Origin of the sequence: Desulfonatronovibrio magnus, from assembly GCF_000934755.1 — a bacterium.
Taxonomy (GTDB): domain Bacteria; phylum Desulfobacterota; class Desulfovibrionia; order Desulfovibrionales; family Desulfonatronovibrionaceae; genus Desulfonatronovibrio; species Desulfonatronovibrio magnus.
On record NZ_JYNP01000018.1, the window covers coordinates 32,458 to 45,087 of the forward strand.

Here is a 12,630-nt window from a genome sequence, read left to right on the forward strand (position 1 = left end):
AACCTTGGACCTTAGACATCACAGACTCCAGCCACATTATAAAGAAGAAGCCCGTCATGCAAATAACAGGTTAAGCATGACAAGTGAAACAACAAGAAAAAGAATGGTCATAATGCTTCCAGCCCTCATGAAGTCAGTATTTCTATAACCTCCCGGACCCATGATTAGAGCATTGACCTGATGAGTGGGAATAAGAAAAGAATTAGATGTGCTTATAGCCACAGTCAGGGCAAACATGGCTGGATCAGCCCCGGACAACACGGCAATATTAATTGCCAGTGGGACCAGTAAAACCGTAGCTCCCACATTGGACATAAGCAGGGTAAAAACAGTAGCCAGAACTGCAACTGCAGCCTGCAGCACCCAAACAGGCACATCCCCCAGGACATTGATTGTCTGCATTGCTATCCAGGCTGCAGCTCCGGTAGATTCCATGGCCAATCCCAGAGGAATGAGACTGGCCAGCAAAAAAACTGATTGCCAGCTCACAGATTTATAGGCTTCGTCCATGGTCAACACACCGGCCACAACCATGGCAATAGCTCCTGACATGAGTGACACGGAAAGGCGAAGATCACTAAAAATTACCAATCCAAAAGTAATGAGAGAAATAATAACTGCATGGGGTAGTTTTTCATGCAGTATAACCTCATGGGGAAAGTCTGAAGAAACCACAACAAAATCAGGATCCTTTTCCAGGGCCATTAAATCCTGCCAGAGGCTGTGCAGAACCAGAGTATCTCCGGCTTGCAGCGGCAGATCACGAATGTTGCCTCGTATGACCTGCCCCCCCCTGTTAATGGCCAGAACGCTGGTTCCATAGCTCCTGCGCATTGTGATGTCCATGAGAGTCTTGCCGATAACATTGGAACGGGGTGGAATAACAACCTCAGAAACACCAGCTGTTGAGGCCGATAGCACTTCGGCAAAATGCCTCATAACACCATGACATTGCAGATCCATTTCTGAACAAACGTCATTAATATCTTCCCTGCTTCCCAGCAGAGCCAGTACTGCATCCTGTTCAATCACAATATCATAGGCAGGAGAAATCCTCATGTCTCGATTCTGATATAGTCCAATGATGGCAATTCTGTTGCCAAAAAGAGCCTCCACTTCTAAGACGGTCTTGCCATACAGAGGGCTTTCCCGCAGCACATGAATCTCAAATATATCACCTCTAAGTCCGTACAGTTTTCTAAAATACTCCACAGTGGAAATGTCCTGGTCTTTGGAGCTTTTCTTTACAGGAAGCACATACGGTCCAAACAGTGTAAAATATACTACTCCGGTAAAAATCAGAGTCAGTCCAATGGGAGTAACGTCAAACATGTTAAAACCGCGCATGGGTTCTACGGTTTCCGGAAGGGTGGCATTAAAGGTGCGGATCAAGTCATTCAGTAGAATAAGAGGACTTGATCCTATAAGAGTCAGTGTACCTCCAAGTATGGCACAGAAAGCCATGGGCATGAGCATTCTGGACATGGGAAGATCAGCTCGCACTGAGATACGCTTGATTACCGACATAAACAATGCTGCTGCGCCGACATTCTGCATAAGTCCGGAAACAATCCCCACTGTTCCGGAAATAATGGGTACAATGCGTTTCTCAGTTGTTCCTCCAAACTTGAGAATCAATGAAGCCAGCTTGTTCATCAGGCCTGTTTTATCTAAGGATTTGCCAAGGATAATAACGGCAATAATTGAAATGACTGCGTTACTGGCAAAACCGCTGAATAACTGGTCACCCGGAACCAGAACCGGGGCACCTGGAATCAGGATCAATAGCCCAATAATCATCATGATCAACACTGCAGCTACATCGACTCTGACCACTTCAGACACAAAAAGAAAAACCGTCAGGCCTAAAATCCCGAAAACCCAGATCATTTCCGGTGTTAATACAGATACTTCGCTCATTTTAATATAATATATCCCTTTTAAGATCTATACCATATTTTCTCATTCTGTTCAAAACAGTCACTCTATTGATACCAAGAATCCTGGCAGCCTGGGATTTGTTTCCCTTACTCTGTCTCAAGGCCTCAATAAGCTCATTTTTCTGATCCTTTTGGCCAGGGTTACCAGGACAGGATCCTGAAGCCTGAGGTACAAAGCTGCAGGTCAGATTATCAGGAAGATGCTCAGGCTTGATCAGATCCGAATCAGCAATCACAAAACTATACTCCAAAGCACTTTTAAGCTCCCGGATATTTCCCGGCCAGGAATAATCCATAAAAATTTTCATGGCCTGAGGACTGAGTCCCCTGACTTTATGCTTATTGTTGACAGACAGTCTTTTCATGAAGAAGTCCACCAAATGCGGAATATCCTCTTTGCGCTCCCTGAGTGCAGGCAAATGAATGGGTATGACATTAATGCGGTAAAAAAGATCTTCTCGAAATTCAGCCTGACCAATGAGAGTGGGCAGGTACTTGTTGGTGGCGGTAATAAAGCGTACATCCACGGAAATGGACCTGCTTTCTCCAACCCGCTCAAAAGTCTTGTTTTCCAGGACTCTTAAAAGTTTAACCTGTACCGGCATGGGCAGATCCCCTATCTCGTCCAGAAAAATGTCACCTTTATGTGCAATTTCAAATCTGCCTTTACGATGTTGGACCGCCCCTGTAAAAGCTCCCTTAACATGCCCAAAAAGCTCACTTTCCAGAAGTGATTCGCTGAGTGCTGCGCAATTGACCTGAACATATGGCTGCTCAGACCTGGGACCCAATTCATGAATTGCTCTGGCCACAAGTTCTTTGCCTGTTCCTGATTCACCACAGATAAATACCGGAAAATCACTTTGGGCTGCTTTTTCAATAAGATTAAAAATCTTTTTCATGCTGTCGGAGTACCCTACCATGCCATGAAAAACTGTGTCCTGGTCCAGCATCCGTGAAAGCTGCTGCACTTTGGTGTCCAGGATGTCCAGTTCAGAAATATCGGTCATGATCTCCACTGATCCCAGGGCATTGGAGTCATCATCGTACAAAATGCTGGCTGTTTTAAGAACAGTTACATAAGAACCGTCCTTGCGCATGATGTGGCACTTTCTCTTGATGATCTTTTTTTTCTCAAACAACTTGCACCATGCCCCACTTTCAGTATCCATAAGAAGCGTGCAAGCATCACACCTGAATATGGTACATGGCTTGTCAATCAATTCTTCTCTCTTATATCCCGTAATCTGCTCCAGTGCCTTATTGACCATCTGAATGGTTCCATCCTCTGCAACCACCAGCAGCCCCTCATGCATAATTTCAACAATATCCTTACAATATAAATTAAAACTCACAGGCTTCAACTCGCCCTCCTTCTTCTTAGAAGTAACTACAATCGTATATGTAATAAATACAAAGCGTTATGGTTTTACCATACAGACTGCTTCGGTCGCTTAGGCTCACTTGTGGGTGACAGGTTTTCAGCAACCACATCCCTGACAGCTCAGGTGTCATTGCGAGCGAGTCTTCGAGCGCGGCAATCCTTGTTGCGAGCGAAGCGAAGCAATCTCGTGCTAAGGCTGAATTTTTAGTTACTCACAGGTTCGGTCCCGGTCCGCCCGGGTGAGGAGCTTACAAGTAACTACAATCGTTTTATTAATAAAATCAGATGTTTACAGTTTTTACAGTTTTCACATTTTTACGATTTTTGCTTATGATTCATGCACTTTTGCCTGAAAAGTTCCGTCAAAGGTGGGAACTTTGCGCCTGGCACAGGGACTGTCCCTCGCTGTGTAAATTTTTTCATTAAAGCAAATTTCCTCCAGGAACCAATACAGCATCAATCTTTTATATAGTACCTCGCGGGGACTGTCCCAATTTCCAGAAAAGTGACAGACTCGTAAAGTTAGTCACAGGTTCGGTCCCGGCCCCCCCGGGTGAAGCGCTTCAAAAAAAATCAATCGTAAATGATTAATCACATGATTAAATATACAGCTTCAAAATTTTACACAATAAAAAACATAAAAAAATAAATAAATTATATCAGATAGTTACGCAAAAAAAACCATGGCATGAATTGTGCTCAATAAATATGTGAAAAAGTACACATTGCCTTCACATATTTTTTTAAAAAAATCATTATATTTAACAGTTTGCCTTTTAACCTGTAACTTAGTCAATGGCTGTTCATCATGATCTGTATGAAACATAATTTTTTTGCAATTAAACCCTTGGATGTGGCACAGGGACTGGAACTTACGGGATCCACTTGCCTCATAAATAAAACGTTTAAAACATCGGTTATAGTTCAAGCTGGTCCGGGAATGCCTGCCCCATGCTTTACTGAAAAAAAGCTAAACTATTACAGTTTTTAACTTGACAATAAGCATTTCATAAGAAAAACATTTACTTATAAAAATTTTAGACCAGGTTCCTGCACAGACTCGATCTTTTCCTGTATAAATTGGTGCATCACCTCAATTCAGCGTTAAAATGGAAAACGCGGGCTGCTGATTTCTAAAACAGGCAAGAAGCCAAATCCGAAATTAAGATCCGGTAAGATTTCAAATTTTTTATTTAAAGGCAGAAACCCGCTGGTTTGGTCCAAAACCCCCAGCTTGGAACTTTTCTAAATTGAACAACTTTATCAGGAGGTATGTAATGAGAAAGATGGTCGCTTTATCTATTGTAGCAATTATGTTTGCAACCCAGATTGGGATAGCACTCGCAGCCATGGACGGCAACCCCAGAAAAGGAAGATTTCTTTTCAGGCAGGAATGTAGACCCTGTCATATGGAAAACCCCATTCATGAACAGCAGGAGTATCATGCCCATTATCTTGGACCTGATGCAAAGCGCCAGGCCGAGTGGATGGAGGTACTTGAAAACATTGATGAACTGCCCTGTTTCGAACACTGGAAAGAAATCTCTGATTCTGACATCAATGACATTTTCACCTACCTGTACAATGGTGCTGCAGACTCTCCTACTCCTGAAAGATGCGGCTAAGAGTCTTTGACAACTTCTCTGCCCGGCACGCTGATTCATTAAAGCCTGTCGGGCGGATGAACCTAATAAGGAGCCTTTTATGAAGGACAAGTTGCCCCCCTTAAGCCGAAGAAAATTTCTCAAAACCAGCCTTGCTGCTGCAGCTGTCACTGCAGGAGCGGGTACTCCCTTAGTCAAATCCCTTGTACCTGGAGCTCACGCTTCAGGGTCCAGGCCACCAAAAGGAGATCTTACTTCTCACTTTACTGCCTGCGACATGTGCTTCAACAGATGCGGCATGATCGCCCGAGTGCGCAACGGCGTAATTGAAAAAATCGATCCTAACCCGAAATTTCTAAAATCAAGAGGCATGATCTGTGCCAGAGGCAATGCTGCCACCAACCATATTTATGATCCAGACAGACTGAAATATCCTTTAAGAAGAACAGGTAAACGTGGAGAAGGAAAATGGGAGCGAATCAGCTGGGAAGAAGCCTTAGACTATACAGCTGAAAAAATGCTGGAAATTGGCGAGAAGTACACCCGATGCGGAATGATGTTTATTCCCGGTTCTGACATGCAGTCCCAGTTAGTGCATAGATTTGCCGAAGTATATGGTTCATTCAACATCACCTCACATGAAACCCTTTGCCTGCTCAGTAAAAACAGAGCTTACTTGGATACCATCGGGGAAGTGCCCTACCCAGACGTTTTTTACAGTAAATATATCCTTATTGCTGGAGCCAATCCTTTTGAAGCCATTATCACTCCAGACACCATGGATTTTTTTGAAGCCCGTAAAAACGGCTGTAAAATTATTGTTCTTGACCCAAGATTCACCAAAACCGCGGCCATGGCAGACGAGTGGTACCAGATCAAGCCTGGTACAGATATGGCTTTTTTCCTGGCCCTTTGCCACGTCATTGTCAAAGAAGAGCTTTACGACCGTGATGGCTGCTGTCCTAAAATGACATACGGCTTTGATGAGTTTTTCCTGCACATTCAACAGTACACACCTGAATGGGCTCAGGAGGAATGCGGCATTCCATCTGAAGACATTATCAGAATAGCGAGAGAAATAAGTGCTGCTGCACCATCTGCCATGGTTTACCCTGGTAGACGCACATCTGATTATAAGGATTCCACCCAGATAAGAAGGGCCATGGCTATAACCAATGCCCTTCTGAACAACTTTGACAAGCCGGGCGGCCTGCTGGCCCTGCGCGAAGTGGGAGTGAAAACACCATATTATGATGTCCCGTGGTATGACGACAACCCTTTTGACCGGGTTGAAGCTGGACTGGTCCCGGGATTGATAGATCATGAAGGCTCATTTCAGCTCATGCGCGAAGCAATTATTTCCGGAGAGCCATATCCCATCAAGGGCTGGTTCAATTTTAAGACCAACTTCATGCAGACAGCGGCCAACAGAAACAAGACACTGGAAATGATTGATCACTTGGACTTCATAGTTAATATTGATATCGCCATGACAGATACAGCCTGGTACTCTGATGTGGTTCTGCCTGGAGCCAGTTTTCTGGAAAGAAAGGACCCTGTTTCCGCGCTGCAGGGTTCATCAGCATGCGCCTGTGCAGTACTTAGAGATCCTGTAGTTCCGGAAATGTTTGAGTCCAGATCTCCTTTCTGGATTTGCCAGGAACTGTCAAAAAGAATGGGCTTTGGTGATTCTTTTGACTTTACAATGGATGAATACAGGCAAAAACAGCTTGATGGACTGGACGGGGCTTTGGAAGCCATGCTTAATGATGGTGTTTACTACAACCCCAGCCAGGTGTACGGTATATACTCTGGATCTCCTCTTAAAACACTTAGCGGGGTCAAGGAAATATTCAACCAGCGTTATGCCAGATCCGGCGTAGATCCCATGCCAGTTTACCGAAAAAGAAGAATGCCGGGCGAAAATGAATTCAGGCTGGTTGTGGGTAGAACAGCCTTTTTCACTCACAGCAATACCAATCTTGAACTTCTTACCGAGTTCATGGAAGAGAACGTTCTGAATATGCACCCTGAACCAGCGCAAAATATGGGACTCAAAGACGGTGATCTGGTGGAAGTGAAAAGCCAGGTCGGTTCCGGCAGACTGCGTCTGGAGCTGACTCAGGGCATTGAAAAACAGACTGTTTACATGGCCACCGGATTCGGCGCCCTTTCACCCCAGATGAGTCTTGTTCACAACAGAGGAGCCAGTATTGCAGAAGTTCTTGAGGATTACCATGATGAAATTTCCGGAAACATGGCCATGCATGAAACCCTTGTAACCGTAAGGAAGGTGGCCTGATGAAGAAAAAATACTGTATGGTCATTGATTCTTCGGTGTGCATTGACTGCAAGGCCTGCATGGTTTCGTGCAAGGTTCAGCACAAGGTTCCCCGAGGTTTCTGGCGTAACTGGATTAAAAACTCAGACCCTGACTTTACCCTTGGAAAATATACTTCCATGCACTTTCAGCCTGGTGGATGCATGCAGTGTGACAATCCTACCTGCGTGTATGCCTGTCCTAGCGGAGCCACCTTCAAGGACGATGAAACCGGTATTATCCATGTCAATGAGGATTTGTGCATAGGATGCGGTAATTGTGTCAAGGCCTGTCCATATCATGCCAGGTACAGGCATCCTGTTAAACGTGTTCCGGACAAGTGCGACTTCTGCCGGGAACGATTGGACATGGGACTTCTACCTGCATGCGTGGACACTTGCCCTACCAAAGCCAGAAATTTTGGTGACAGAAATGATCCTGACAGCGACGTTTCAAGACTTTTAAGAGAACAGGAAACTGTGCGCATTGTCAGCAGACCTGTAGATACCGAACCAAATATGTTTTACCTGTCTTCCACCATGCCCATGGACTGGCCGGGTCCTGTGGAATATCCTGCAGCTCATCAGGCCATGGTAGGCGTGGTCAACCCACTGGTAAAAGTAGCTGTTGGACTGTCAGGCCTGGGTGTGGCAGCCATGTTCCTGAAGCAGCTTTTTACAAGTGATGAAGCCTCCCATGAGGAAAAAAAGGAGGAGGTTTAGTATGAGTGAAAAAATGATCCACCGACATGACAAGGCCGCCATCTTCATCCATTGGTTCAATGCGTTATGCTGGATTTTTCTGACTCTCACAGGACTTGGGCTAATTAAAAATGATCAGATCAATCCCATAGGTGCGTGGTGGCCCAGCCTCATGCGATCTATATTCGGCAGCGGCGAAATGCTATTGAATTTCCACATTTATGTAGGCCTGACCTGGGCTGTAGTCTTTATTCTGTACATTATTTTCAGATTCAAAGACAGTATGGGCTTTTTAAAGGAATCATTTTCAATTAATCCTGCCAGAGACATGTCCTGGATGATTAAAAAGAATGTTCAACTCACCCTGGGTGATAAGGCCCTGACCAAAATGGGCATGGGGACCGATATTCCTCCACAGGGTTTTTACAATGCCGGTCAGAAACTGTTTGCCCAGCTCACTGTTGTTGCCGGGTTAATCCTGGCTGTCACCGGGGTAATCATGTATCTGTCCACTATGATTCTTAACAATCCGACTCCTGTGGCCTGGTCCAGGACTATACACTTCCTCATGGCAGGTCTGGCCTTTGCCGGACTCCTGGTTCACATTTACATGGCTGCCATTTCAAGGGAAGAAAGGCCTGCCTTTAAATCCATGTTTTCAGGGTCAGTGCCTGAATCTTATGCCAGGCATCATCATGAGCTGTGGTATGACGAAGTAAAAGACAAACCTTAGATATTAAAGGGTCGTGATTGATTCGCGACCCTCTTTTTGAAATTACGATTAAGTTACCGATAAAAAGAGTAGTTATTAATCTGCTTTTACAGCTCAGTCTCTTTCCTTGTAGCAAAGCAGAAAATAAACCAGGAACATGTCCGAACAAGATGGCTAAACCATTACTTTTTTTAATAACACCCTATAGCTTAAGGAGGTAGCCTTATGAACTCTCAATGGAAAACCATACGAAACTTATTCATTGTATTAGGGATTTCCGTTTTATTTCTGACCGGCTGTGTAACAAAGGAAGCACCCAAAGCAGCTTATGACCCGGGTCGCATTCCAACTGTAGATGTAGAGTTTGATCCTGCTCAAGTGCCCAACCCTTTTCATACCATTGTGGGTATTGATTTTGTGAAACCTTTTGTCTGTGACAACCTTTTAAGAATTGAACCCAGAGAAGATGTGGTTCTTATTGATTCAAGGCCCAAACGCCCACGCTATGACCGTGGCCATATACCAACTGCCATCAGCATGCCTGACAGCCAGTTCGACGAACTCATACACAAACTGCCTGCTGATAAGTCGGCCCTTTTAATCTTTCACTGCCAGAACTTTGCCTGACCTCTGAGTCACAACTCCGCCTGGAAGGCGGAAGAACTGGGTTACACCAATGTTGTTGTCTACGCAGCCGGTAATGTGGAGTGGGACAGCAGATACATTTCATGGACCCTCGAAGACATCACTGAAACCCCCGCAGTAGAGAAGGCAGATGAGCCTGTTGCTGCAGCACCGGTCTCAGAAATTAAGCAAGGTCCATTTGAAGGATCAGTTGACACAGACTTTTTTATAGAACTGATGACCACCAATCCACACAGTATCCAGCTCATTGATGTCCGTTCTCAGCAGGAATTCGGTGCTGGACACATTCCATCATCCATCAATATGACAGTGGACCAGCTTGAAGCCAATATTAATACCTTTACCGATGAAAAACCAATAATCTTTATCTGCTCCACCGGTGCCAGAAGTGGCGAAGCATTTTACATGTTTATGGACATGCGCCCTGACCTGACCAGTGTTTATTATATTGATGCAGAAGTGTCCTATGCTCCGGATGGAAGCTTCACCATAGAATAATCTGCCTTTCTTCATTACCTTCTGTTGACGGTCGGAACTGAAACCTGATATCCTGGTATTGGTTCCGACCTGAAAATTTTTTTAAAATGCGAACCATGTCACTATCTAACTGCAAAAAAGACTGAGTATATCTGTTGAAACTTCTAAACATCCAACAGGAATATTGTCATGAAAAGAGCCAAAAAAAATTTATTCCCGCTTTTTTTAATCATATCCATCAGCCTGCTTATCTTAAGCCACCCTGTAAATGCTGAAAGAACTGCTGGCTGGTGGGACCACGCCCAGAGTGTTGCTCAGCGCGAAGGATACAAAGTAATCACTACCAGCGAACTAAAGCAACTCTATCAGGAAGAACAGGATTTCATCATACTTGACAACCGATATACTTACGAACTGAGTAGCGGTTTTCTTCCGGGTGCAATAAATGTCACCTTTGATCTTTCTCATTTGCAGTCACTTCCTAATGAAAAACGTGCTGAGCTCACGGATGCTTTAGGTGAAGATAAAGACATGACCATAGTAACCTATTGTAGAGATTTCAGGTGAATCTTAAGCGGCATCGCCGCCAAATGGGCCGTGCGCCTTGGCTATACCGATGTTTACCGATACACTGCTGGAATGGCTGCCTGGACAGAACACTATCCTGATGACCTTGAAGGAAGATAATCCGGAAGCATTATGCGTTTCTGTAAAAGTCCAATAAAGACAGTCCCCCGCCGGGCTGTAAGCCTCCAGGCAGGAAGCCGTGTCAAGCCTTAATAAACCACTTTTACCTTCAAAATCGCTATGACAAACAGCTCATATTTTAAATTTTCAGAAACGCATAATACTTCTTCTAAGCTTCAATATCAGAACCTGTCCACTGAGAGACAGCAAATATTCAAGGACGCGTTAAGACTTTTGATTCATATCTTCTGGAGTAAAGACGGTAAAAAAGACTGGGTTGAGCTGATAGACTGGTCTAAGTCAATCTGGATGTCATTGCACAGGACTCCAGAATTTGAGCTTGATCAAACTCTACAAACCATCAACATTCTCTTATCAGACCTTTCCCATGATGACCTGCAAATAGAACTGGAAAGCGAATTTGTACGCATATTTATCAACACCAGAGGAGGTGTGACTGCGTCTTTGTATCACTCATTTTATTATGACGAACAGCATCTGCTTATGAACGAGCCTGCAGCTGAAATGACCCGCCTGCTGGAAGATATCGGGATGGACACCAAGTCGGGCATGGGTGAACCTCCTGACCATCTTTGCATTGAACTTGAATACCTGCTGTTTCTGCTGGAACACATTGAGCCAGACCCTGACCCGGATCTGATCAAGCATATTCAGGTGTTTGCTTCTGAATTCATGCTCCCATGGATCTCAAAATTTCAAAAAAGCATTCCCAATTACATGCCTGCCTCTTTTTTTTGCCAGACAGCCCAGACCATGAAACAACTGCTCATTATTATTGGAAAGATTGATTAACCCTGTATAATCATCTGATTAAGTTTTTGACCTTCCTTTGGCCCTTTCAAAAACACACAATCTGATAATATCTATCATTCCAGCACGTTAGCCATTTCCATTTTTATGGCACACACTTTGCCCTGTCCGGTATGTCACTTCATTCGGTGCGAGGTGCCGTACCCTGGTTGCTGCAAACGTTACGCTTATCCCAAATAACTTCAAAAACTGGCCCCTTATAAAGCTCGGATTGACGGTTAAAGCAAGTTCTTACTCTTTACCGTCACTTCGGCGAAACCCGGAATCCAGGTTTTGATGGATGTAAGTTACTCGCAGGTTAGGTCACGGGCTTCACGGGTGAGACATATGCAAAACATTATTGGAGTAATAAAATACGGAGAAAAACTATGAATGCCAAAAAACTGTCCAGAAGGCACTTTCTGAGCTTCACTGCAGCGGGGGTAGCCGGTATGATCCTGCCTGGAACTTTAGAAGCTGCTCAAAGAGGACACACCATTGCCACAATGCTGGATATTGAATCCTGCATCAACTGTCGTGAATGCGTTAAAGCATGTAAAGAAGCAAACAGCAGTAAATTCCCAAACCCGGAGAAGCCCTACCCGGAAATGTTTCCATCCCGGGTGCCGGTTGAAGACTGGTCAGACAAACAGGATGTAAGCAATCGACTGACTCCTTACAACTGGCTCTATATTCAAACATCTAAGGGAACGTACAATGGCCGGAATTTTGAGATTCACATTCCCAGGAGATGTCTGCACTGCCAGAACCCTCCATGCGCCAATTTGTGTCCCTGGGGAGCAGCAGTACGGGAAGTCAGTGGAACAGTCAGAATTAACGACAGGATCTGCCTTGGTGGAGGAAAGTGTAAAGACGTTTGCCCATGGTTGATCCCGCAACGCCAGACTGGTGTAGGTCTGTATCTTGATCTCATGCCAAGATTTGCCGGCAACGGCGTCATGTACAAATGCGACCGCTGTTACCAGAAACTGGCAGAAGGGGAACTGCCTGCCTGCATAGAAGCGTGCCCCATGCAGCTGCAGACCATTGGTCCCAGGGACAAAATACTGGCTCAGGCCAGAGAGTTGGCTGATGATATTCAAGGATACATATATGGTGACCAGGAAAACGGCGGAACCAATACTTTTTATGTTTCACCAGTTCCTTTCAATGTTTTAAATGAAAACATAACTACCGGGCCAGGTAAGCCCCATCTTAAACCTGTTGAAAACACCATGAGCAAGTCGGAATATCTTACTGCAGCCCTGGTTGGTGCGCCTCTGGCCGGTCTTGCTGCTGGCCTGCTGAGTCATAAAGCTGATAAAGATGCAAAAATAGATACGGAGTAAA

Annotated in this window: 11 protein-coding genes; 9 read left to right on the plus strand and 2 right to left on the minus strand. The window is 44.7% G+C overall.

What is annotated here, in order from left to right; all coding sequences use genetic code 11:
- Positions 1 to 54: 54 nt before the first annotated feature.
- Both LZ23_RS02930 and LZ23_RS02935 read right to left on the minus strand, forming a co-directional pair.
- Positions 55 to 1,920, minus strand: coding sequence for an SLC13 family permease (locus tag LZ23_RS02930; protein ID WP_045211448.1), 1,866 nt, complete (start codon positions 1,918 to 1,920; stop codon positions 55 to 57).
- A gap of 1 nt (position 1,921) precedes the next feature.
- Entirely contained in the window at positions 1,922 to 3,295 is a 1,374-nt protein-coding gene (locus LZ23_RS02935) for a sigma-54 interaction domain-containing protein (protein ID WP_269745155.1), read from the minus strand.
- Positions 3,296 to 4,601: 1,306 nt separating this feature from the next.
- Here LZ23_RS02935 and LZ23_RS02940 point away from each other — a divergent pair.
- The 9 genes from LZ23_RS02940 to LZ23_RS02980 all read left to right on the plus strand — a co-directional run bounded on the left by LZ23_RS02940 (position 4,602) and on the right by LZ23_RS02980 (position 12,629).
- Entirely contained in the window at positions 4,602 to 4,949 is a 348-nt protein-coding gene (locus tag LZ23_RS02940; RefSeq protein ID WP_045211455.1) for a c-type cytochrome, read from the plus strand.
- 79 nt (positions 4,950 to 5,028) lie between these two features.
- Entirely contained in the window at positions 5,029 to 7,230 is a 2,202-nt protein-coding gene (locus LZ23_RS02945) for a molybdopterin-containing oxidoreductase family protein (protein ID WP_045211457.1), read from the plus strand.
- Positions 7,230 to 7,970 carry a 4Fe-4S dicluster domain-containing protein gene (locus tag LZ23_RS02950; protein ID WP_052507062.1) on the plus strand — a complete coding sequence of 247 codons (741 nt, stop codon included), beginning with the start codon at positions 7,230 to 7,232 and terminating at the stop codon, positions 7,968 to 7,970. Before LZ23_RS02945 ends, LZ23_RS02950 begins: the two co-directional genes overlap by 1 nt.
- A 1-nt stretch (position 7,971) precedes the next feature.
- Positions 7,972 to 8,682, plus strand: coding sequence for a formate dehydrogenase subunit gamma (locus LZ23_RS02955; RefSeq protein WP_045211460.1), 711 nt, complete (start codon positions 7,972 to 7,974; stop codon positions 8,680 to 8,682).
- Between the two features lie 204 nt (positions 8,683 to 8,886).
- The gene (locus LZ23_RS02960; protein WP_045211461.1) at positions 8,887 to 9,288 is read left to right on the plus strand and encodes a rhodanese-like domain-containing protein; all 402 of its coding nucleotides are present in this window, start codon (positions 8,887 to 8,889) and stop codon (positions 9,286 to 9,288) included.
- A gap of 75 nt (positions 9,289 to 9,363) precedes the next feature.
- On the plus strand, positions 9,364 to 9,804 hold the full coding sequence (locus tag LZ23_RS02965) for a rhodanese-like domain-containing protein (RefSeq protein WP_045211462.1): 441 nt from the start codon (positions 9,364 to 9,366) through the stop codon (positions 9,802 to 9,804).
- 168 nt (positions 9,805 to 9,972) lie between these two features.
- Entirely contained in the window at positions 9,973 to 10,470 is a 498-nt protein-coding gene (locus LZ23_RS02970) for a rhodanese-like domain-containing protein (RefSeq protein ID WP_332308254.1), read from the plus strand.
- Positions 10,471 to 10,590: 120 nt separating this feature from the next.
- Entirely contained in the window at positions 10,591 to 11,283 is a 693-nt protein-coding gene (locus LZ23_RS22200) for a molecular chaperone TorD family protein (RefSeq protein ID WP_052507063.1), read from the plus strand.
- A gap of 386 nt (positions 11,284 to 11,669) precedes the next feature.
- Positions 11,670 to 12,629 carry a 4Fe-4S dicluster domain-containing protein gene (locus tag LZ23_RS02980; protein WP_045211464.1) on the plus strand — a complete coding sequence of 320 codons (960 nt, stop codon included), beginning with the start codon at positions 11,670 to 11,672 and terminating at the stop codon, positions 12,627 to 12,629.
- The last annotated feature ends 1 nt before the right edge of the window (position 12,630 follow it).